Here is a 20,608-nt window from a genome sequence, read left to right as displayed (position 1 = left end):
CTCACACCACTTTTTTTAAAAAAGCACTCCCGCATTTAGGGCAATTCCCATCCCACTCCAACAAATGGCTTCCATGGCACTTATAACAAGAAGGTTTTTGCAGAAGTTTGGCAGGATTGTGTTTGCGCCCTTTGGCTATAAAATGTTTTGCATTTAACCACAAAACTTTCAATGCTTGAATCAAAAAACGCTTTGGATGAGGCTTTTCTTGGAGTTGATGACATTCAAGGCACACCATCCATTTTCGTTGCAAACTAATATGACGATAGGTACGAGCGAGTGTGATATGCTCTGTTTCATAACTACATAGGGGACATAACAGATAATACTTTGCTTCCATAAAGTGTCCTTTATAAGCGATCCCTGCTTCTGTGATATATTCTATCACATATTCAATCAAAGCATTTTAAGTTCCAAGTTCTGACTACACAGAGAAGGAAAATTTGCCGATATAGTTACAGCTCTAAATAAGGAGTAAATTATGGACGCACTAAACAGTAGCATCCCTTCAAGCACAGAAATCTATGCGATGAAGCAGGCGATGAAGGTTCAAGAACAGATGGTTTCAAAGATCTTGGAATCTCTGCCTCAACCGACAGACACGGCATCAACGCAAGTCTCTGGGCTGGCATCAGAGGGCATTGGGTCAAACCTTGATCTCAAGGCGTAATCCAACTCAGAGATAACCCAAATGGGTTATCTCACTCACATCATGCGAGTTCTTTAACACGTTTTCAAAGCAAAACTTCAAAAACTACGTTAACACTGAGTTGTCTTCGGCAGAAAGCCCACGCACTTTTGGTGCTTTGACTTCTTGCAAATGTAGTTTTGCAAGAAGTCTATTACATGTAAAGATTTAGAAGGTGTAACGAAGGTTGGCGTAGAGGTAACGACCTGGTTCGTTAATCAAGATCACATCACCCCCACCGGAGAGAAGAGAAATATCTCTGTACGTATTTGATACCGCGTAGTTTTTATCAAATATATTGTCCATACCCAGCGTTACATCAATATTTTTGGTAACTTTATAATTGTATTTGATGTTAAAAACAGCATAGCCTGAAATTTCCTGCTCACCATTGTCACTATCGTAATTATTCCATCGTTTAGCAGCAATCATCTCTGTTTTAATGCTATGTTCCGCCCTATGATACCTCAATCCCACATTAGCTTTAAGAGGTACAATGTCAGCTAGGTCTTTATCGCTTTGTCCAGAAATGGGGTCATCTTTTCTACCCTTCAGATACGTCATCCCATAATCTAATGTCAAGGCATCACTTAGATCATAGTAAGCATCCAGCTCTGCTCCATAAATCACCGCATCAATATTGACATACTTTGAAGAGTTATAATAGATGTAATCTTTGAGGACGCTGTAAAACACTTTTCCATTTACACCATAACCATCAAAATGCGTTTTAAATCCAAGATCCGTTTCGTAGTTTGTTGTTTGATCCAGATTGGCTGTAGGATTGGTTCCTCTGTAAAGCTCTTTAGCATCTGGAACACGTGAAGCTTTTCCAAAACCTAGAAAATAATCGACATTGTCGCTTGCCCTCAGCGTTGCAATAGCGTAGGCAGAAAGTGCATCATAATCATTTCGATCTTTAAGACCACTTGTAAGAGGGCCGTGTGCTTTTACCGTGGTGTCATCATAACGTGTTCCCAATTGTATATTCACATTGTCAAGGTTGGTGATATATTTCGCAAATAAAGCACGATTTGTGGTATCAACATCGGGTAAATTGGATGTATGCGCACTCTCTACTCCTGTTGCAACATTGGTAGTATAGCTCTCGCCATCCCAATTACGTCTGCTAACGTCTATTCCATACGTCAACTCACCATTGCCAATATTGGTAACATTTTTAAGCTTTGCGCCATCCATATCGGTGTACATCTTTGCCGTCGAATAGTTCGTTGCACCAGAGACTCTATTTTTATTGGACATAGGATGGACAACTTCGGAAGTGTACACTTCTAAATTCAACTCTTTAGAGTAGGCAGAAAGATTGTAGATGCTGTATCCAAACGTAAAAATATCGCTGTCATCATAATCTGCATCCATACCGCGAGAAGGATACAAAACATTATCGCTACGATTGAGTGTATACCCTAAGCGAATTTCTTGATTATCCACAGGATTGATGAAGACCTTACCCATAAACGTTTTTTTCTCATAAGCTTTAAGATCACTGCTAAGATAACGATTGCCTGCTACTCCCATACCTTGGGCGATAGCATTGTTCAGTTGGTCAGATAATGTGTTGCCATTGCCATCTTGGTACTGGTTGCTCTTCTCTTTTGAAGCGCTCATCAAAACACGCAAAGTATCATTTCCACCACTCACACTTGCGGATTCTTTTTGGTAGCCATAACTTCCCATATTGAGATTAACATCACCACTGAGCTCTTTGGTTGGATTTTTGGTTTCAGCGATCACCATACCACTGAGTGTTCCAAAATGCTCCACGTCGTAAGGGCCTTCAACAATTTTGACATTTTCAATATTGTCGCTATGAATATGCGAAAGTGCAGGGTCCATTCGATTAGGGCAACCACCATAAACTTTCGCCTCATCCATCAAAATATTAATGTTATCTCTTTTTTGCCCACGTAAGAGAATATCATTGGCAACGCCACTACCACGAATCATCGTAATAGAAGAATTTTGACGCGAAAGCGCATCGGAAAGATCAGCAGATCGGAGATCTTCACCGCTAATATCTTTAACTTCTTTAGAAAATGTTTCACCCACAACCGTTACAGGTTCTAAAACAGCTGTTTCTGCAAATAAAATCGTCGAAACTACCAAGGAAAGACCAATGACTCTTTTCATATTACCTCCAAAATTTACAAAGGAATGAGTATAAAAAGAGTCTGTTAAATATGTGTTAAACACTATTTTATGAGATAAATAATAGGTATTTTAATCGTCACATTTTCAGAAGGAAGAGGGAAAAACACTTTGGCTTTATGGAGTGTCTCGACGGCACTGTTGGAGAGAATTTTATACTTGGAAGGTGCTTGCAATGCTTCTATCTCACCGCTTGGTGTTAGGATAAAACTGACCTCAACCGTATCGCCAAGGGAACGTTTACGAGCAAGTTCAGGGTACTCTTTGTACTTTTCAATTAACGCTCTTATCTCATTTCCATAAAGTTCTACATAGGTTTGTTTCGTAGATTCAGGCTCAAACGAGACTGTTGTATTGGGTTTAGGAGAGACATTTTCTGTTAAAGAGGTTGCATTACTTTCAGAAATGATGTTTGTTTCATCAACAGAAGGAACTGTTTTAGAGCTTATTTTTTCTCTCTTTTTGGAAGGTATTTTTTGCGGCTTGATTTCATTCTGTGGAGTTACACTAGACTCTTGGTTTGCCATTTCATTTATCGGATTTTGCTCTTTTTTATAAATGCTCACGCTGTTCATCCGAAACGAAATAGACTCACTTTTGGATGCTGGCTTCTCATCCATCCAACCGTAAACTGCAACCATCAAAAAAGCATGCAGTCCCAAAGAAGTCAGTAACGCTAAAGAGGTTCGCTTCATTTTTCCGTAACAATATCAATATTGCGAAAATGACGCACATTAAGTGCTTCAAGGACACCTACAAAAAATTCAAAAGGTGCTTTTTTATCACAGTTGATGGAAAAATACGTCTCTGGGCTTAGCGTTTCTAAATGCTCACCAAAACGCTCTAAAGTTATAGGCTCTTTTTCAAAAAAGAGTTTTCCATCGTCATAAATGGTAATGACTACATTTTGAGATTCCATCTTTTGCCCAGAAGCAGATTTGGGCAAATCAATAGGAATAATTCCCTTCGCAATAAAAGTCGATGTCATGAGCACAATGGCAAGTAACACGAGCAAAATATCGACAAAAGGGATAACATTGATGCTATCAAACTTCTTCATCAAACACTGCCAAAAATCGTTCAGAGTAACGTACTAAAATATTGTTAAACACCATGGAAAGAATGGCTACAATCAGTCCCATCGCTGTCGTTTTAAGCGCAAGCGCTAAAGAGCTCATAATCTTAGAAGCTTCAATGCCCTGCTCTGACATACCCATAAAGGTCAACATAATGGCAAGAACGGTGCCTAAAAGCCCGATGTAGGGAGCATTTGATGTTATGGTTGCAATGGTTGTGAGGTGATCGCTGAGTGCAATTTCAAGTGATTTTTTGGTTTTATAGCGTGAGAGAGTAAGCGCTTTGTAGAAAAAAATACGCTCTATAAAAAGTCCTAAAGAGAGGATGCTCATCAGAAAAAGTAACCCCATAATGCCATAATCAATCGCAAATTTTAAATATTCCATAAAGCGTCCTCACCCCTATTTTCTAAGGGATGAGTTTATAAAGCATCTGTTAAATTTGTGTTAAATACTGTACTATCTTAAACAATGAGTAAAACCCATTGTTTAAGCTCAGGGATAAATCTCCAACATCCCCTAAAGCTTCATAAAACACGTTTTATGAGAATAAAAAGTGTGACTCACATTCTTTACATGTAAAGCAGTGTTTTTTCGCCAAGAGGAAGAATTTCTGCGATAATCGAACTGTACGTTAACCCTTCATCAAGAAGATGTTTTAAGAGTTTTGGGGCATCATCTTGTGACACCGCGATCAAAAGTCCACCCGAAGTTTGCGCATCGTACAAGATAATCTCATCTTTGTGAGGCACTTTGGCGTGTACTTTAGAGCTCAAATAGCTTTTATTGTTATATGCCCCTGCGGGAATAATGCCCATGTCTGCCAATGCTCTAGCTTCGTCTAAAATAGGGATATTTTTCATCTCAAATGCAATGGTCACTTGATTAAAACTCATCTCAGAGGCATGCCCAAAGAGTCCAAAACCTGTCACATCCGTACACGCACTCACATCGTACTTTCGCATAATTTGAGATGCTTTATGATTGAGTGTCGCGAGAATGGAAGCTACTTTTTCAATCACAGAATTTTCCAGCATATCTGCTTTAATGGCAGTCGTTAAAATACCCATACCAAGAGGCTTGGTAAGAATCAGCACGTCGCCAATGCGAGGGGTGTTGTTACGGTAAATTTTCTTTGGATGCACAAACCCTGTCACACTCATACCATAGGTCATTTCAGGTGCTTCAATGGTGTGCCCACCGATGATGATACCACCGCACTCTTGAACCTTGCTTTGTCCACCTGCGAGTATCTCTTTAAGCACAGAACGAGGATGATGACACCCATCAAAGCCTACGATGTTCATCGCCGTAGCAACCTCGCCACCCATGGCAAAAACATCACTGAGCGAATTTGCCGCTGCAATCTGACCATACACATACGGGTCATCGACCACAGGAGTGATGATGTCGACCGTTTGGACGAGGGCGCGTTCTTCATCAAGATAATAAACACTGGCATCGTCACTGGTATCCATGCCGACTAAAACGTTCTCATGCGTGCAGGAAAGCCCTCCCAATGCTTCTGTGAGGTCTCCCGGACCCAGCTTGGCAGCGCAACCAGCAGCTTTGACGTATTTGGTCAATTTTGCTTCGTTGTTCATTGTGTTCCTATAAACTAATTGTGCCTTCTCCACCAAAAAGCATCTCAATCGTTCCAAAAGCATTACCGATTTTGCCCACTTTGAGCTTATCTGTTACGCCAAAAAACTCTAAACAGACGCCGCATGAGTAGATTTCAACGCCTTTGGCTTCAAACGCTTTGAGCACTTCGGTAATCGGCGCACTCTCATCTGCAGTGGTCAGTAAAACCGCTTGGTTTACACACACAATGCGACGAGGCAATTTTGGAAGCTCTAAAGTTGATTTCAAGAAGCCAACAATGAGTTTTGCACCCAGTTCGCCCTCGCCCACTTTATCGCTTTTTAGAAACAAGGTTTTATCTAAAAACGACTCATCTTTAGCATCAACAACGGTTTTACATGTAAAGCCTTTGACAATAGTGATGAGGCTTTTGCCTTCTTCTAAATCTTGTGCACGTACGTCAAATCCGCCGTTTTGAGCAAAACGAATCACATTCTCTTTGGATGCCAAAGAACTCACAATAACCTCTAATACAGAGTCATTTGGAAGTGTTTCCAACGCTTTTTTGGTTTGTAAAACAGGCTCTGGACATGCCAAGCCACTGCAATCTAATTTCATGATTTTTTCTCCAAATGTAAAATAAAGTTTGTCTAAGACTTAGACCTAAAAAAGAGGGAAGAGAGGATAAAACCTCTGCTTATTTTTGGTTCATGGTTTTTTCAACCCATGCGCTTGCTTTTTCAACATTTTCAAATTTATGGCTTTTTGCCACTTGATTTTGACCTTCATAAAAACGTACACGAATGCCATCTTGAACTTCATCAATTTTAATGCGTGTAATGCGATCAGCATTGAGGTAAACTCTATCATTTAGTTTAACAAACATTGTAAACTCCTTTATCTTTAATTGACCCTATTTTAGCACGATTTAAGTAAATTTTGCATTTAGGAAATGGTTTTGTGTTATACTTAAAAAAATGATAAAAGGCGATGCGATGGCACGTACATTTTTGCTCTTTTGGATAGTTTCAACATTGACATCCACACTCTTTGCAGATGCCCTCTTCTCGATTCTTGAAACAAAAAAAATACGTGTTTGCATCTGGCCAGAATACTATGGTATCTCCTACATCAACCCTAGGACACAAGAACTTGTCGGCATTGATGTTGATTTAGCGAAAGAATTTGCTAAAGATCTAGGTGTCAGTGTTGAATTTAAAGAGAGCTCCTTTGCTACACTCATCCGTGATATCACCACACAAAACTGCGATATCGCTATGTTTGCCATCGGGCAGACAAATGAGCGCAAAGAGCGTCTGAGCCTTACAACACCTCATCTCGCAAGTGATGTCTATGCAATCTCTTCGAAAAGCAATAAACGCATTCAAGTTTGGGAAGACATTGACAAAGAAGGTGTTGTCGTTGCCGTCGCAAAAGGAACGTACCATGTTGCGCTGATGCAAAAGAGTCTAAAGAAAGCAACGTTGTTAGTTGTTGACTCTCTTCATGCACGCGAGCAAGAGGTTGAAGCGGGGCGCGCCGATGTTTTTATGACCGATTATCCTTTTGGAATACGTATGATCGAAGAGCGTGACTGGGCAAAACTGATTAAACCTAGCACACCGTTTAACATTACCCCTTATGGTTGGGCCATCGCCCAAAATGAGCCTGCGCTACAAGAAAAAGTCGAAGTGTTTATTGAGGCTATTAAACGCGATGGTAGGCTTTTAAATGCTGCTAAGCGTCATCACTTAGAGCCGATTGTTCTCTCAAAGTAAATCCGATGAAACAATTCCTTGAAGCAAAGCGAAGAATAACACGGTATTTTTTAGCAGGCTTTATGATGGTTGGGCTGATTATCGGGCTTATTTTTTGGACGCTAACCAGTTTGCGCCAAGAAGCCATCCAAACGCATCGGCATATCGCCAATCTTCATGCGAGCACACTTGAAGAGCATTTTTCCCAAATCCTCCAGCATATTAGCCTGACGATAGATCGTATTCCTCTCTTAAGTAATGAGACGCCTTCCGAAGAGGTTCTCTCGCCTGTTTTTTTAGATCTTTTGCATAATGCGCCTTATCTGCGCTCCTTGTCACTCTTAAATGATGAAGGGGTGATTGTAGCGAGCTCCTATGCAGCGAACATTGGAAAGAAGGTCGATCTGGAAAACTTTTTACCTATTCCTTTTGGAGAAACTCCTTTGTTGCGCATTGGCGTACCTTGGGCGGGAAGAGACTTTGAGAATGCGCGTTCGAGTACGCCACAGATGCCCATCACTTCACAACAGGTTAGCTTTATACCTTTACTTAAAAAGGTTTTCTTTGAAAAAAGACTCTACTATGTGATTGCCAACATCAATCCTGACTATCTCAATAACCGCTATACGACGATTCTTCCTACCCAACAAGGCATCGCCTCTTTGTGGAGAATAGATGGTATTTTGCTTTTCTCCACCGATCCTCAAAAAGACCTTGGAAATTCGCACTATAGCGCTGCACATCCAGCGCGAAATGAAGACTTTTTTGCTCACATCAACCAGCAGCATGCGCATAGCCTCTTAGATGTCTTTCGATTGGCAAAATTTCTGCCTTTCATTGTTGAAATTCAAACCAATGAAGCCAATGTAATCGGTTATTGGGACAAAGAGCGTAGTAAAGTACTTGGCATTACAACGTTGTTGATTGTTCTCTCTGGGGGCTTAGCACTTGTGTTGATTGTGCGTTATTACAAAGAAAATGAACGTCAAAGAACCCAACTCACGTATGAGAAGCAGTTCCGTGTTGCCATGGAAGCAACCCAAACGGGACTTTGGACGTGGAATATTACCATCGATCGTATTACATGGGATCCTCAATGCTATTATATTCTAGGCTACTCGCCTAATGCCTTCGAGCCTTCGTGGGAGAAAATCGTTGAACTTACGCATCCTGATGACTCCAAAAATATGCTTTTATCGATTCGAGAGCAAATTATGGCGCATGCTAGTTTTTTGATCGAACGTCGAATGAAAAACGCTCAAAACGAGTGGATATGGATACAAGTGCGCGGTAAAGCGATCGAGTTTTCAAATGAACATGAGCCACTCCTGCTTACAGGTGTTTACATCAACATTGATACTCAAAAAAAAGCCGAAGCCTTGCATCTCTCCGCGGTTGCATTTGAAACACAAGAAGCTATTTTAATTACCGATGCCAAAGAGCGTGTTGTCAAAGTTAACGAAGCCTTTACACGCATAACGGGTTACAGTGACCATGAAATCATTGGGAAAACACCCCGTATTTTAAAATCAGGCTATCACGATAAAGCCTTTTATGAGCTCATGTGGAAAGCGCTTTTGGAACAAGGATTTTGGCAAGGTGAGCTTTGGAACAGACGTAAAAATGGCGAAATCTACGCAGAATCCCTCACCATTACAACCATTCGCGATGATAAAGGAAAAACCACCCATTTTATTGCTAATTTTAACGATATCACAACGCACAAAGTAGCGCAACAGCAGATTCAAGAGCTTGCCTACTACGATCCACTCACCCATCTTGCCAATCGTCGATTGCTTGAAGAGACCCTTGTGGAAACCTTACAACAAAGCATTGAGAAGAAGCATTTTGGAGCGCTCCTTTTTATCGACCTTGACCACTTTAAAGAACTCAATGACACCTTTGGGCACGATGCAGGCGATATGCTACTGCTTCAAACCGCTTCAAGACTCAAAGAGAGCATCAGGGAAAGTGATCTTGCCGCGCGCCTTGGAGGCGATGAGTTTATTGTTTTACTCAAAAATTTGGGCACGCAAGAGGGCATCGCACACCATCTTGCACAAAGCATTGCTCAAAAAATTCTCTCACTTTTGTGCAAACCTTACGCACTCGCGCATGGAAACTATATTTTAGGGGCAAGCATAGGCTTTACACTCTTTAGTGATGATGCACATAAAGATGGTGCTACCCTCATCAAAGAAGCCGATCTTGCCATGTATAACGCTAAAGAAAATGGACGCAATCAAATCTGTTTTTACGACGTATTACTTGAGAAAAAATCTTTACATGTAAAGGGAAATACATGATAAAAATTTATGGAGTTTTGGCAATTCTTACATCCCTTTTAATGGCTGATCTTTCCTATTTTGAGCGCGATGTCAATGTTGCGCAATTAGCGCAATGTAAAGCATTTTTCAAAGCAGAAAATGATGTCAAAACCATTTACCTTCTCAATGGTCAAAAACTAGAATTTAAAGATGAATTTCTGAACAATGACAAAGAGTACAAAATCTTACTTTACACCCTAAAAGGCTGTTTTTTCAAAGAAAAATACCTCATTTACAGTGATTTTATGCCCGATAGCGAAGCGTATCACGCGGTTGATTTGCACAATGGAAATGAAATAGAACTCGATGGCATGCCCCACCTCAGCCCCAATCAACACTATTTTGTCACCGAAGCGGATGAATCCCGTCGCCTCAGTGTTTATACACTCAGTGATGAGCGCATACTCAAAGTTTTTTTCCATCGATTTCCCGAGCATTGTGTCGTTCAACACCCGTTATGGCTTGATGATCAATCGTTAAGTTTTGAAGTAGAGTGCGATGGTGTGTTTGATAGCGATACCAATACCACCAAAGCAGGAACCAAAGAGACGCTCAAACTGATTCAAAAAAATCTTCAGTGGGAAATCACGAGTCATCAGTAACTATGAAGACAAATGAAATTGGTCTATAAATTCTAATTTTTTGATGGCTCCGTCAATAATTCTATTCAATTCATTATTTTCATGCTTAAAAATATTGATAAGTAACCCCTTGCCACGGTATTCTATACTTCGTGTATCTTTAAATGAGTCTAAACTTAATTCCTCTACTTTAACTAATTGCCAATACTCTTCTTCACTTAATTTAGTCGCTTTTAAAATAGCTTCTATCATAACTTCAATTGGATTGACTTCTGTCTTTTGACTATCTTTGACTAAGACAATTTTTTCCACTTCATCAGTCGATAATTTTTTAGAAATAAAATCAAAATACAGCTGAGAATTTTTTATCTTTAAAGTTGCGAAGAAAACAAAAACCCTAAAATAGACTTCAGGGAAACCATCTTCCATTGTTTTGAAAAAAATATCAATTTGTATAAAAATATGTTCAATTTCACGAAGCGATAAATGAAGGCTTTTTACTAAGTATTTTAGCATTGCTAGTTCATTAATATCTGTGCCAGATTGTTTAGTAACATGTTTATCTTTTAGTTTAGCAATAAACTCATACTTTCTATACAATGCCTCACAAAACTTATCAACACTTGGATTTTGCAGTGTGTATTCAAGATCAATAAATCGCCTTAAGTAATTGTTAGTATCGATATTACCATATTGGGATTTGATAGACTCTGCCAGTTGCGTTTTATCAATAGAAAGAACAAAGATTAAACCCCCAATGCCAAAAACATGTTTGACCCGCTCCAATAATTCAATAGCATATAAAGGGCGACAACGATCAAGTTCATCAATGAAAATAACAAAAGGTTTGTCTTTGTCTATCTTTTCTAAAAGCGTTTTAATCGCTTCTCTGAACTTTTGTGTTATCTCTTTTTCTTGTGAATAGCGCTCTATAAGCTCTTTTGCTGTTTGCTCTGCCATCGCACCAATAGCATCTTCAATACTTTTTTCAAAGTCAAGTACACCACCTGTCAAACCTTTAAGTGCCGCAGGTAAGCCACGTCTTAGGATCTTGCCACCCATATTCTTAACAGCGTCTAATTTATCTGTCGTATCTTTATCTTTTTTTCCAAAATGCTGGTTGATATAACTATTGATTTCTCCCAAAATAGAGATCAATGGCTCTTTTGAAAAATCATCTTCCCATGCGCTAAAATAGATACTATGAACACCTTGAGTTATTAAATGCTTTTGCCATAGTTTCACAAAGGTTGTTTTACCTGCACCCCAATCTGCGTTAATACTCATCACTAAAGACTCTTTGGTTGACATCACTAAACTAGAAAGATTTTTAATAGACTCTGTTCTATCAAGCAAATCTTCTTCTGGTTCACGTTTATATTTTTCTATCATGGAAAAACCTCTTTACATCTCTTTGGACGGCACTTTTATCGCTGATTTGGCGAAGTTTACATAGACATTTTGGGAAGGGTAAAAGTGGTAACGCTCGAAGTATTCAAAGCTTTCGACGCACTCTAGCACATGATTGCCTATGACAATTTTGAGTGAAATTTCATTGGTTTTGGTTACATGTAAAACGTCGCGAATGACGCCCGTTAAACAGACTGCATCTTCTTTACATGTAAACGGTTCAACCCCGATTGAAATGTCGCGTGGGTTGATCGCCACACCTCGTTTTTCACCGATGCGATAGCTCTTTGGAAGTGACATACTTTGGGTTTCATCGAAGTCAAAAAAGCGTTCATCGCCACTTTCACGCCACTTACCGACAATCAAATTGGTTGTTGAAAAATCCATCAAACGTCCAAAGTGAAGCCCGACTTTGCGTGTGGCAATTTCAGAGAGCCATAAAAGGTCGTGACTGGCGATGACGATGGTGGTTCCCCACTCACGGTTCGCATGTAAAATGGCATCGGTAAATTGCGGAACACCACTGTAATCGAGGCTATTGGTTGGTTCATCCAACAAAAGCATTTTAGGACGAAGGACGAGTCTGGAAGCCAGTGCCACGCGTTGAGTCTCCCCGCTGGAGAGTTCATGCCACGCGCGATGCAGAAATTTTTTAGGCAAAAGTCCGACCAATTCCAACGCTTCATGGACGCGTTTATCGGCATTTTCAAGCTCACCTCGAATGTTCAATCCAAACATGAGATTTTCCCGAACGCTTCGTTTTAACAAGTACGGTTCTGGTAGTAAGATGCCTATTTCACGTTTTACATGTAAAGGGATAGAAGCTGCATCAAACCCTCGGTAGTTAAGCGTTCCACTTTGTGCCGCTTCCAAAAAAGCGAGGTGGCGTAGAAGTGTGCTTTTCCCACTGCCGTTTGAGCCTACTAGTCCTAAAATTTCACCTTCATTGACGTGAAGGGATTGGATGTCTAAAACAGGTTTTTCACCATACAATGTTCGCAAATGTTTAAGTTCATACATTAAGGTGCTCATACGATGATTCTCGCGCGTTTTTTCAAGAAGAAGAGCACAAAATTGAGCAAAAAGGCAATGCTAATCAGCACCAATCCCAGTGAAATGCCCATGGCAAATTCGCCTTTGTTGGTCTCTAATGAAATCGCTGTGGTAATGGTGCGTGTAAACCACTTAATGTTTCCACCAATCATCATCGCAATGCCTACTTCTGCCACAACCCGACCATACGCAGCCACAGCAACAGCGATCAAAGCATGACGAAGTTCCCACACCACGCTTTGAATCATCTGTGTCATCGTCAATCCAAAAGAGGCAAGCGTAAGGTAAAGCTTCTTCTCCATCCCTTCAACAGCTGTAGCACTCAAAGAGATGATAATGGGTAACGCTAAAAGTGTTTGACCAATCACAATACCTGATAATGTATAGAGTAATTCATAACTTCCAAAGGGTCCTCTGTTGGAGATAAACGCGTAAACAATGAGTCCCACTACCACCGTGGGAATAGCAAGAAGCGTGTCGGAGAGTAGCTTTAAAAATTTTCGACCGGGAAATTGAAAAAAGCCTAAACAAAAGCCTAAAGGAAGTCCGATGACAATGCTAAAAATAATCGATAATGACGAACTTTTAAGTGTAATATTGACCGCTGACATCGTTTCAGGGTCAAGGTTGATCAACAACCAAAAAGCCTCTTTTAAACCCGATAAAATAAAATCCAAAAATCATCCTTCTTTTACATGTAATTTAAAAAAAGATACGCTACACTACAGACATGCTAAATAAACATATCTGGAGGATTATTCAATGTTTTCAGTAAAGAACCGCTTAAAAGGTAAAGTACTCTTTTCCCTTCTTGCTCTCAGCTCACTCATGTGTGCGGCTGACCTTAAAATGGCAACCACAACCAGTACAGGTGATACAGGTCTTTTAGATGTCCTTGTCCCCAAATACAAAGCCGATACAGGCGTTGATCTTAAATGGGTCGCCGTTGGAACAGGCAATGCCTTAAAACTCGGCGAAAACTGCGATGTCAGTGTACTTTTCGTTCACTCTCCATCGTCAGAGAAAACCTATATGGAAAAAGGTTTTGGTGTTGAGCGCACCCCTGTTATGTACAACGACTTTGTGCTTCTCGGTACGCCTGACATGAAAGCCAAATTTGCAGGGAAAAGCCTTCCTGAAGCATTTAAAATCATCGAAACAGAACAGATTAAATTCGTCAGCCGTGGCGATAAATCGGGTACTCACGATAAAGAAAAAGGTGTCTGGAATGCTGCGTTAGGTCATACACCTGAGAAACAAGCATGGTACCTCGAAGCGGGTCAAGGCATGATTGCTACGATCAACATTGCTGCGGAGCAAAAAGGTGTTACGCTAGCGGATCGCGGAACCTACATCAAATACGAAGCGAACCACAAAGGTAACCCACCACTCGTTATCGTGTATGAAGGTGCAGACGCGCTTAAAAACTTCTACTCTGTCATCGCGGTCAACCCACAAAGATGTGCAAACACCAACTATAAAGGTGCTTTACAATTCATCGAATGGATTACAACAGACAAAATCCAAACCGAAATTGCTAACTTTAAACTTTTGGATAAACAACTCTTCTATCCAGACTTTAAAACACGCGCTAAAAACTAATAGCAAGGTTGCCCTTTTCAGGGCAACCTCTATGAACTTAAAAGAACGCTAAGACTTAACCTTAAATCCTAAGACAAAAGACATCTTACATTATTTTCGTAGCATCAAAATAGCTTACTGCAATTTATTCGTTAAACTCTTTTTTATTTCGAGGTTTCAAAAACAACTCTTTAAAACGCTCATTGGCGTAATTCTCGATGTCGGCTTGAAGTTTGCGGTAATTGTCCATAAACTCACGCGCTACTGGAGTGAGTGTTGTACCTGCATCTTCCCCACCGCCTTGTTTGGTTTGCACCATGGTGTCGTTGATGTTGCGTTGTAAAATCTTGATGTGCGTCCATGCTTTTTTATAGTTCATTCCAATTTTTTCAGACGCTTTAGAGATGGAACCTTCTTGCTCAATCAACTCTAAAATCTCGGTTTTACCTTTTCCAAAAAGAAGTTCACCCTCAGCATTTTCAATCCACGTTTTCGTCTTGACATACAAACGTGGGCGTAGCTTCTCTTTAAAACAACCCAGTTCACAAAACGTCACATCGTAGTTTTTTTCTTTTAACGTGCCACGGATCTTTTTAAGTCCAATTCCAGCAGCTGCTGCGCGAGCCGCTTTACATGTAACACGGTTTTTTTCATCTAAGAGTGGTTTGAGACGGTTTTCTGCCTCTACATCGTAGATGCCACCCTCAAGTTTTCCAAACTGTCCCAGTTCACAAGAGTCGATGCGTATGTCCATCGCTTTGGCACATGCGCCCACTTCGAGCGTAGAGCATTTGAGTTTTGTAGCAATTTTAAAGCCATCAGAGCAGTCAAGCTTGCCTTTTTCATTCAAATATTTTTTAATTAGCTCTTCCATCTCAGACATTGATTCTCCTTGGATGACGGTAAACGTTCATCGTGTCACCTCGTACAAAACCGATGAGTGTCAGTCCAAATTTCTCGGCGATCATTAACCCCAAACAGGTTGATGCCGTACGTGATGCCAAAATAGGAATCTGATGCATGACCGCTTTTGCGACCATTTCCGAAGAGAGTCTGCCACTCACCATCAAAAAGGCATTACTGACATCAATGCCTGCCATTTGGGCTTTGCCAACGACCTTATCAATCGTATTGTGTTGGGCAATGTCTTCGCCAATGAAGTATGTATGTTCATCCGTAAAAAGTTTTGCGGTATGCACACAGCCTGTCTGTTCATACAAAGGACACTCAGTGTAAAACTGACTCATCGCTGTACTGAGGCGTTCCGCACTTATGCTAAAATCACTCTTGATCACTTTCGCTTCAATGGCTTCAGGATCGATGTTTGCCGTCATACTTTTGCCACAACCGCTAATCACGACACCCTCAGCATTCAATTTTTTGATATTGTCTTCGTTCACTTTGGCTTCGATTTCAACACGCATGCCATCATTAAGGAGTTTGAGAGAAGTGACATCACTAAATTTTTCGATGATATTTTCACTCATTAAGTAACCAATAGCAAGTGCTTCTTGATCCACAGGTGTTGCCATAACAGCACCCACTTTAGCGCCATTGACGTAAAGTTCTAGCTTGATCTCACGAACAAGTGTATCTTCTCGCTCAAACTTCTCTTTGCCTTTAATCTTAGTAATCGTTGTTTTAAAAACTGGTTCCATACTCTTCCTTTGACGTGCTGATTACGCATATTGTAGCACTAAAAAAATTGTAGTGCGCTAAAATAAATAGCGCACTACCTTTTACATGTAAAGATCAGAAAAGTGTTAAAACTTACCCTGATCCTTAAGCTTTTTATACCATGTACTGTGAAGGATTTTGACTTCTTCTTCTTCGACATATCCTGTAATAATACTATGCACTGCTCCTTTAATAGCGAACATGGACATATACACATGGGTTATAAACAGTGCTAACACTGCAAAGCCCATGACATTATGGATAATGGCTGCTGCTCTTAGCAGGTCAATTTGACTCATTCCTGTAAGATCATGCAACATTTGCATTTTAAAGTCTAGGAAGAACATGAAAGCTCCACTGAGGATCATTGTAATTCCTCCGAGTATTGCTACCCAGTACCACATCTTTTGACCACAGTTAAACTTACCTGCCAAGATTGGTTTTTTCTCTTTGGATAAGTATCCTCCGACAATCATCAACCATTTAACATCATCCCAGTTAAAGATTGCTTCTTTAACCCACATGAGTGCCATTGGAATGACTACAATCGTAAAAGGTATGGTAAAGATACCATGGAGGTTCTTTGCCATTCTAACCAGTGTTCCACCACCAAAGAAGTCACCAAAGACGATAATGAATCCTGTTGGTATGATGACCAAGAAACTGACTGCTGCTACTTGGTGGATTATTCTATTATAGAGGTTAAAGGCGTAGTATTTCTTTTCACTGTGTGGAAACACTTTGGGGCCTATAATCTTATAATGGATAAAGAATGCTCCTGGTACTCCGATCAACACTCCTAGGAATATCCATGCGAAGTATTGGTGTTGGAGCATGGTGAACAAGGGTCCTAATTTCAAGGATTCTTCTTGTCCGTATCCTAAAATGTTTTGGATGCGCATCTCTCCCCAGATTTGGCTATCAGCGGCCATTGCCACTGATGCCAAACACAGGAACGCAATGAACATATACATATATCTTCTCATCGCTGCTCCTTTCATTGGTTTTTATATGCCTTATCCCATCCATAAGGAGAGTTTGAGCCTTTTCCACCACGAGCCATCACACGCGCTCTAAAGACATTCGATACAGACTCTGCATCACCGACAAGAAGAGCTTTTGTTGAACACATTGCTGCGCACACAGGCACTTTTCCCTCAGCGATTCTGTTTTGACCATAGAGATGTCTCTCTTTTTCTGAGTTTGTCTCTAAAGGTCCACCAGCACACATGGTACATTTATCCATCGCTCCCTTAGCGCCGAATGCGCCATCTCTTGGGAACTGTGGAGCACCAAATGGGCATGCGTACAAGCAGTAACCACAACCGATACATTTATTTTTATCATGAAGAACGATTCCGTCCTCTCTGATATAGAAACAATCCACTGGGCATACTTGCTCGCATGGTGCGTCTGTACAATGCATACATGCTATTGATGTACTCATCTCTTTGCCAGGGATTCCTTCATTGATCGTCACAACTTTTCGTCTACTGATGCCAACGGGGAGTTCATGTGCTTCTGCACATGCTATACTACACCCATCGCACTCTATACATCTGCTCTCATCGCAGTAAAATTTCATTCTTGCGTAATCCATCTGCTCCCCCTACGCTTTTTCGATGCGACACAAGCCGCCCTTAGTTTCAGGAATCTGAGTAATGATGTCGTAACCATAGTTAGTGACAGTATTGACACTCTCGCCGCTTGCATAAGGCTTCGTTCCTGCTGGGAAATTACCCGTTCTATCTGTTCCTTGGAAGTAACCTGCAAAGTGGAATGGCATAAAGACCATATCTGGAAGAACACTATGAGAGTACTTCGCTTTCACTTTAATTTTTGTACCTTCAGGTGAGTGTACCCACATCATTCCACCGTTTCTAATGCCGTGTTTTAGCGCTAAATCTGGGTGAATGTCACAGAACATCTCAGGCGTTAAAGCTGCAATGTACTTAGATGCACGGTTTTCAATACCCGCACCGTTCATGGTAACCAAACGACCTGTAACCATGTTGATTGGGAAATCTTTTGCATAGTCTTGCGCGCTCTGAACAGAAATATACTTCGTCATAACACGGAAGTGATTTGCTTTATCTGGATACGCTGGGTATTTGAGCGTCAAATCCGTTCTTGGAGAATGGAGTGGTTCACGGTGCATAGGAATATGGTCTGGGAAGTTCCAAACAATCGCTCTAGCCTTAGCATTACCATAAGGACAAACGCCCGCTTCAATACTTTTTTGAACCAAAATGTTGCTGTTATCGACTTTCCAGTTTGCACCACATGCCGCTTTCTCTTCATCGGTTAATTTGATGCCAAGTACTTGCTCAATGTTCTCTTTAGTGATCTCAGGATAACCTGTTTCTACTTTTGAGCCTTTTGGGAAAGAACCTTTTTCAGCCAAGAGGTTTACACCGTCTTTTTCCAAACCAAAGTTATTTCTAAAGCCCATACCACCTTGACTGACAGGAATACTGGTATCGTAAAGGTTTGGAGAACCGCCGTGTGTTTTGGTCCAACAAGGCCAAGGAAGTCCGTAGAATTCACCTTTCATTGGTCCCATACCAGCACCCGTTACTTCATCAAACATATGCCAGTTATCGGTATGTTTTTTAACACGTTCTGCCGTCCATCCTGTTAAACCGATGGTTTTGATGATACGTGCAATTTCATTGGTCGCATCTTCTGGCCATTGGAATGCTTTTTTCTCAGGAATCATCTCTAACTTGCCATCTTTTGTCTCTTGCATCAACATACCTTTGGTATATTGCTCATAGAAACCTAAACGCTTTGCAAGTTCAAACATGATGTCTTGATCGGCTTTACTTTCATATAATGGTTCAACAACTTTGTATCTCCATTGTGCACTTCTATTGGTTGCAACAACAAGACCGCTTGTCTCAAACTGTGTTGCAGCTGGAAGAATAAAGACGTTGTCTTTTTTATCGGTGAGAATCGCTGCTTCGTTTACGAATGGATCCGCAAGAACGATCATCTCTAAATTATCAAGACCTTCTTTGATTTTTGCTTGTTGCGCAACAGAGGTGATACCATTTCCCATAACAACGAGGGCTTTTAAGGTTGTGCCTGCATTTTCGATTTTATCATCACTTTTAACGCCTTCAACACCTGCCCACCAACGAGCCAATGTAAAGCCATTTTTCTCCATCCATGAAGGATCTTTGAACTGAGAAGCGATATAGTCATACTCTACGCCCCACTGTTTTGCAAAGTATTTCCAAGAACCCGCAGCAAGTCCATAGTAACCAGGGAGAGAATCAGCTAAACATCCCATATCAGTCGCACCTTGAACGTTGTCATGACCTCGAAGAATGTTCGTACCACCGCCCGCTTTACCCATGTTGCCAAGAGCAAGTTGAAGAATCGGAGCCATACGTGTGTTACTTGTACCAATACTGTGCTGAGTAAGACCCATAGCCCAAATCAATGTACCAGGACGATTTTTTGCGTATAACGTTGTAATTTGAATGAGTTTTTCAGCAGGAACGCCTGTTACATCAGCAACCACTTCAGGTGTCCATTTGGCAGCTTCCTCTCTGATTTTCTCCATGCCGAAAACTCGGTCATGAATATACTCTTTATCTTCCCAACCATTTTTGAAGATGATATTGAGCATACCGTACATAAATGGAATGTCAGTCCCTGGGCGAATTTGAGCAAAAATATCTGCTTTAGCCGCTGTTTTGGTAAAGCGTGGATCAATAACGATCAATTGAGAGTTATTTCTCTCTTTCGCTTTTAAGAAATGTTGGAAGCCAACAGGGTGATTGACCGCTGGGTTTGCTCCAAAAATAATGATTGCTTTAGACTTTTGAATATCTCCAAGGGAGTTTGTCATAGCACCGTATCCAAATGTATTCGCCACACCGGCGACTGTGGAAGAGTGTCAGATTCTAGCTTGGTGATCTGTGTTATTTGTTCCAAAGAATGCAGCGAACTTTCTAAAATAGTACGCTTGCTCATTACTCATTTTTGCTGATCCTAAGAACTGAACAGCATCAGGACCATCTTTTTTCTTAAGTTCTGCCAATTTGGTTGCAATACGGTTAAGCGCATCTTCCCAAGAAAGACGTTTCCACTGACCATTTTCTTTGACCATTGGGTATTTGAGGCGTACTTCAGATCTGACCATATCGATCATATCAGCGCCTTTACAGCAGTGTCCGCCAAGGCTGATTGGGTGGTCTTGAGCAACTTCTTGACGAACCCATACTCCATTTTGAACTTCTGCAATCACACCACAACCTACTGAACATGATGTACAGATGGTTTTAACTTTTTTGCTTCCCGGGAATGGGTTTTTAACCTCTTCCTCTGTTGCGGCTCTTGTAACATTCTCACCAGCAAAACCCGAAGTTGCGCCAAATACGCTAGCAACGGCTGCCATTTTGAGGAATGAACGACGACCTACGGTCGTTGTTAGAGCACGAGCTGTAGCATTATTCATAACTCTATGCCTCCTATTTTTATAGGGCAGATTTGTAATAATCTTCCCATGCTTGTGTTTTCTTATAAGTAATCTCTTTCTTTTTAGATTTACCTACAACAACGCCATTTGTACTTTTTGAACCAGAAGAACTCGCTTGTGCACCTACGACACCAACGGCTGCGACAGCACCCACCAGTGCAGCTTTTGCAACAAAGCCACGTCTGCTCTCATTCATACAATGCTCCTTGTATAAAT

The 20,608-nt window shown here is 40.8% G+C and carries 22 protein-coding genes; 5 read left to right on the top strand and 17 right to left on the bottom strand.

All coding sequences use genetic code 11. The annotated features are described in order from the left end of the window. Position 1 precedes the first annotated feature (1 nt). Positions 2 to 340, bottom strand: a complete 339-nt coding sequence (locus SAR02S_RS09040) for a hypothetical protein (protein WP_041958963.1) — start codon at positions 338 to 340, stop codon at positions 2 to 4. A 141-nt stretch (positions 341 to 481) separates the two neighbouring features. On the opposite strand from SAR02S_RS09040, the gene SAR02S_RS09035 reads away from it, so the two are divergent. Next, positions 482 to 670: a hypothetical protein gene (locus SAR02S_RS09035; RefSeq protein WP_041958961.1), complete on the top strand. Its 189-nt coding sequence runs from the start codon at positions 482 to 484 to the stop codon at positions 668 to 670. Positions 671 to 856: 186 nt separating this feature from the next. On the opposite strand, the gene SAR02S_RS09030 is transcribed toward SAR02S_RS09035, so the two are convergent. The 7 genes from SAR02S_RS09030 to SAR02S_RS09000 all read right to left on the bottom strand — a co-directional run bounded on the left by SAR02S_RS09030 (position 857) and on the right by SAR02S_RS09000 (position 6,403). Then, entirely contained in the window at positions 857 to 2,839 is a 1,983-nt protein-coding gene (locus SAR02S_RS09030) for a TonB-dependent receptor (RefSeq protein WP_041958959.1), read from the bottom strand. Positions 2,840 to 2,901: 62 nt separating this feature from the next. Next, the gene (locus SAR02S_RS09025; protein ID WP_041958957.1) at positions 2,902 to 3,552 is read right to left on the bottom strand and encodes a TonB family protein; all 651 of its coding nucleotides are present in this window, start codon (positions 3,550 to 3,552) and stop codon (positions 2,902 to 2,904) included. After that, positions 3,549 to 3,917, bottom strand: coding sequence for an ExbD/TolR family protein (locus tag SAR02S_RS09020; RefSeq protein WP_041958955.1), 369 nt, complete (start codon positions 3,915 to 3,917; stop codon positions 3,549 to 3,551). The genes SAR02S_RS09025 and SAR02S_RS09020 overlap by 4 nt, the downstream gene beginning before the upstream one ends. Next, positions 3,904 to 4,320: a MotA/TolQ/ExbB proton channel family protein gene (locus SAR02S_RS09015; protein ID WP_041958953.1), complete on the bottom strand. Its 417-nt coding sequence runs from the start codon at positions 4,318 to 4,320 to the stop codon at positions 3,904 to 3,906. Before SAR02S_RS09015 ends, SAR02S_RS09020 begins: the two co-directional genes overlap by 14 nt. 185 nt (positions 4,321 to 4,505) lie before the next feature. Then, positions 4,506 to 5,537, bottom strand: coding sequence for a selenide, water dikinase SelD (gene selD, locus SAR02S_RS09010; protein ID WP_041958951.1), 1,032 nt, complete (start codon positions 5,535 to 5,537; stop codon positions 4,506 to 4,508). A 7-nt stretch (positions 5,538 to 5,544) separates the two neighbouring features. Next, on the bottom strand, positions 5,545 to 6,135 hold the full coding sequence (yedF, locus tag SAR02S_RS09005) for a sulfurtransferase-like selenium metabolism protein YedF (protein WP_041958950.1): 591 nt from the start codon (positions 6,133 to 6,135) through the stop codon (positions 5,545 to 5,547). A 79-nt stretch (positions 6,136 to 6,214) separates the two neighbouring features. Beyond that, entirely contained in the window at positions 6,215 to 6,403 is a 189-nt protein-coding gene (locus SAR02S_RS09000; protein ID WP_041958947.1) for a hypothetical protein, read from the bottom strand. A 109-nt stretch (positions 6,404 to 6,512) separates the two neighbouring features. Here SAR02S_RS09000 and SAR02S_RS08995 point away from each other — a divergent pair, with 109 nt between their 5' ends. From SAR02S_RS08995 to SAR02S_RS08985, 3 genes are read left to right on the top strand one after another with little or no spacing between them, the layout of a single operon-like run. Beyond that, complete coding sequence (locus SAR02S_RS08995; RefSeq protein WP_041958946.1) at positions 6,513 to 7,295, top strand: substrate-binding periplasmic protein; 783 nt, start codon at positions 6,513 to 6,515, stop codon at positions 7,293 to 7,295. A gap of 5 nt (positions 7,296 to 7,300) precedes the next feature. Continuing rightward, entirely contained in the window at positions 7,301 to 9,580 is a 2,280-nt protein-coding gene (locus tag SAR02S_RS13245; RefSeq protein ID WP_052433587.1) for a diguanylate cyclase domain-containing protein, read from the top strand. Beyond that, on the top strand, positions 9,577 to 10,203 hold the full coding sequence (locus tag SAR02S_RS08985) for a hypothetical protein (RefSeq protein WP_041958944.1): 627 nt from the start codon (positions 9,577 to 9,579) through the stop codon (positions 10,201 to 10,203). Before SAR02S_RS13245 ends, SAR02S_RS08985 begins: the two co-directional genes overlap by 4 nt. Here SAR02S_RS08985 and SAR02S_RS08980 read toward each other — a convergent pair whose 3' ends face one another. From SAR02S_RS08980 to tupB, 3 genes are read right to left on the bottom strand one after another with little or no spacing between them, the layout of a single operon-like run. Next, positions 10,204 to 11,574: a KAP family P-loop NTPase fold protein gene (locus SAR02S_RS08980; RefSeq protein WP_041958942.1), complete on the bottom strand. Its 1,371-nt coding sequence runs from the start codon at positions 11,572 to 11,574 to the stop codon at positions 10,204 to 10,206. It lies immediately after the preceding gene. Between the two features lie 12 nt (positions 11,575 to 11,586). Beyond that, positions 11,587 to 12,624 (bottom strand): energy-coupling factor ABC transporter ATP-binding protein, encoded by a 1,038-nt coding sequence (locus tag SAR02S_RS13385; RefSeq protein ID WP_084218481.1) that lies wholly within the window; start codon positions 12,622 to 12,624, stop codon positions 11,587 to 11,589. Next, positions 12,621 to 13,322: a tungstate ABC transporter permease TupB gene (gene tupB, locus SAR02S_RS08970; RefSeq protein WP_041958940.1), complete on the bottom strand. Its 702-nt coding sequence runs from the start codon at positions 13,320 to 13,322 to the stop codon at positions 12,621 to 12,623. Before tupB ends, SAR02S_RS13385 begins: the two co-directional genes overlap by 4 nt. 85 nt (positions 13,323 to 13,407) lie before the next feature. On the opposite strand from tupB, the gene tupA reads away from it, so the two are divergent. Then, positions 13,408 to 14,247: a tungstate ABC transporter substrate-binding protein TupA gene (gene tupA, locus SAR02S_RS08965; RefSeq protein ID WP_041958938.1), complete on the top strand. Its 840-nt coding sequence runs from the start codon at positions 13,408 to 13,410 to the stop codon at positions 14,245 to 14,247. Positions 14,248 to 14,371: 124 nt separating this feature from the next. Here tupA and SAR02S_RS08960 read toward each other — a convergent pair whose 3' ends face one another. The 6 genes from SAR02S_RS08960 to SAR02S_RS08930 all read right to left on the bottom strand — a co-directional run bounded on the left by SAR02S_RS08960 (position 14,372) and on the right by SAR02S_RS08930 (position 20,588). Further along, complete coding sequence (locus SAR02S_RS08960) at positions 14,372 to 15,109, bottom strand: winged helix-turn-helix domain-containing protein (RefSeq protein WP_041958937.1); 738 nt, start codon at positions 15,107 to 15,109, stop codon at positions 14,372 to 14,374. Continuing rightward, positions 15,102 to 15,884, bottom strand: a complete 783-nt coding sequence (gene fdhD, locus SAR02S_RS08955; protein WP_041958935.1) for a formate dehydrogenase accessory sulfurtransferase FdhD — start codon at positions 15,882 to 15,884, stop codon at positions 15,102 to 15,104. The genes SAR02S_RS08960 and fdhD overlap by 8 nt, the downstream gene beginning before the upstream one ends. 105 nt (positions 15,885 to 15,989) lie before the next feature. After that, positions 15,990 to 16,889 (bottom strand): formate dehydrogenase subunit gamma, encoded by a 900-nt coding sequence (locus SAR02S_RS08950; RefSeq protein WP_041958933.1) that lies wholly within the window; start codon positions 16,887 to 16,889, stop codon positions 15,990 to 15,992. 11 nt (positions 16,890 to 16,900) lie between these two features. Next, entirely contained in the window at positions 16,901 to 17,503 is a 603-nt protein-coding gene (gene fdh3B / locus SAR02S_RS08945; RefSeq protein ID WP_041958931.1) for a formate dehydrogenase FDH3 subunit beta, read from the bottom strand. A gap of 9 nt (positions 17,504 to 17,512) precedes the next feature. Further along, positions 17,513 to 20,371 (bottom strand): formate dehydrogenase subunit alpha, encoded by a 2,859-nt coding sequence (locus tag SAR02S_RS08940; protein WP_232294028.1) that lies wholly within the window; start codon positions 20,369 to 20,371, stop codon positions 17,513 to 17,515. A 19-nt stretch (positions 20,372 to 20,390) separates the two neighbouring features. Then, complete coding sequence (locus SAR02S_RS08930) at positions 20,391 to 20,588, bottom strand: twin-arginine translocation signal domain-containing protein (protein WP_041958925.1); 198 nt, start codon at positions 20,586 to 20,588, stop codon at positions 20,391 to 20,393. Positions 20,589 to 20,608 lie beyond the last annotated feature (20 nt).

The sequence above is a fragment of the Sulfurospirillum arsenophilum NBRC 109478 genome (assembly GCF_000813345.1).
Lineage (GTDB): Bacteria > Campylobacterota > Campylobacteria > Campylobacterales > Sulfurospirillaceae > Sulfurospirillum > Sulfurospirillum arsenophilum.
This window is presented reverse-complemented; position numbering and strand designations above follow the sequence as displayed.

Excerpts from the sequence above, each read along its gene's own strand:
- SAR02S_RS09025 (WP_041958957.1), bottom strand. The coding sequence starts at position 3,552 with ATGAAGCGAACCTCTTTAGCGTTACTGACTTCTTTGGGACTGCATGCT.
- SAR02S_RS09030 (WP_041958959.1), bottom strand. The coding sequence starts at position 2,839 with ATGAAAAGAGTCATTGGTCTTTCCTTGGTAGTTTCGACGATTTTATTT.
- fdhD (WP_041958935.1), bottom strand. The coding sequence starts at position 15,884 with ATGGAACCAGTTTTTAAAACAACGATTACTAAGATTAAAGGCAAAGAG.
- SAR02S_RS09040 (WP_041958963.1), bottom strand. The coding sequence starts at position 340 with ATGGAAGCAAAGTATTATCTGTTATGTCCCCTATGTAGTTATGAAACA.
- SAR02S_RS09000 (WP_041958947.1), bottom strand. The coding sequence starts at position 6,403 with ATGTTTGTTAAACTAAATGATAGAGTTTACCTCAATGCTGATCGCATT.
- selD (WP_041958951.1), bottom strand. The coding sequence starts at position 5,537 with ATGAACAACGAAGCAAAATTGACCAAATACGTCAAAGCTGCTGGTTGC.
- SAR02S_RS08950 (WP_041958933.1), bottom strand. The coding sequence starts at position 16,889 with ATGAGAAGATATATGTATATGTTCATTGCGTTCCTGTGTTTGGCATCA.
- SAR02S_RS13385 (WP_084218481.1), bottom strand. The coding sequence starts at position 12,624 with ATGAGCACCTTAATGTATGAACTTAAACATTTGCGAACATTGTATGGT.
- SAR02S_RS08960 (WP_041958937.1), bottom strand. The coding sequence starts at position 15,109 with ATGTCTGAGATGGAAGAGCTAATTAAAAAATATTTGAATGAAAAAGGC.
- SAR02S_RS08930 (WP_041958925.1), bottom strand. The coding sequence starts at position 20,588 with ATGAATGAGAGCAGACGTGGCTTTGTTGCAAAAGCTGCACTGGTGGGT.
- SAR02S_RS13245 (WP_052433587.1), top strand. The coding sequence starts at position 7,301 with ATGAAACAATTCCTTGAAGCAAAGCGAAGAATAACACGGTATTTTTTA.
- yedF (WP_041958950.1), bottom strand. The coding sequence starts at position 6,135 with ATGAAATTAGATTGCAGTGGCTTGGCATGTCCAGAGCCTGTTTTACAA.
- fdh3B (WP_041958931.1), bottom strand. The coding sequence starts at position 17,503 with ATGGATTACGCAAGAATGAAATTTTACTGCGATGAGAGCAGATGTATA.
- SAR02S_RS08995 (WP_041958946.1), top strand. The coding sequence starts at position 6,513 with ATGGCACGTACATTTTTGCTCTTTTGGATAGTTTCAACATTGACATCC.
- SAR02S_RS09020 (WP_041958955.1), bottom strand. The coding sequence starts at position 3,917 with ATGAAGAAGTTTGATAGCATCAATGTTATCCCTTTTGTCGATATTTTG.
- SAR02S_RS08980 (WP_041958942.1), bottom strand. The coding sequence starts at position 11,574 with ATGATAGAAAAATATAAACGTGAACCAGAAGAAGATTTGCTTGATAGA.
- SAR02S_RS09035 (WP_041958961.1), top strand. The coding sequence starts at position 482 with ATGGACGCACTAAACAGTAGCATCCCTTCAAGCACAGAAATCTATGCG.
- SAR02S_RS08985 (WP_041958944.1), top strand. The coding sequence starts at position 9,577 with ATGATAAAAATTTATGGAGTTTTGGCAATTCTTACATCCCTTTTAATG.
- SAR02S_RS09015 (WP_041958953.1), bottom strand. The coding sequence starts at position 4,320 with ATGGAATATTTAAAATTTGCGATTGATTATGGCATTATGGGGTTACTT.
- tupA (WP_041958938.1), top strand. The coding sequence starts at position 13,408 with ATGTTTTCAGTAAAGAACCGCTTAAAAGGTAAAGTACTCTTTTCCCTT.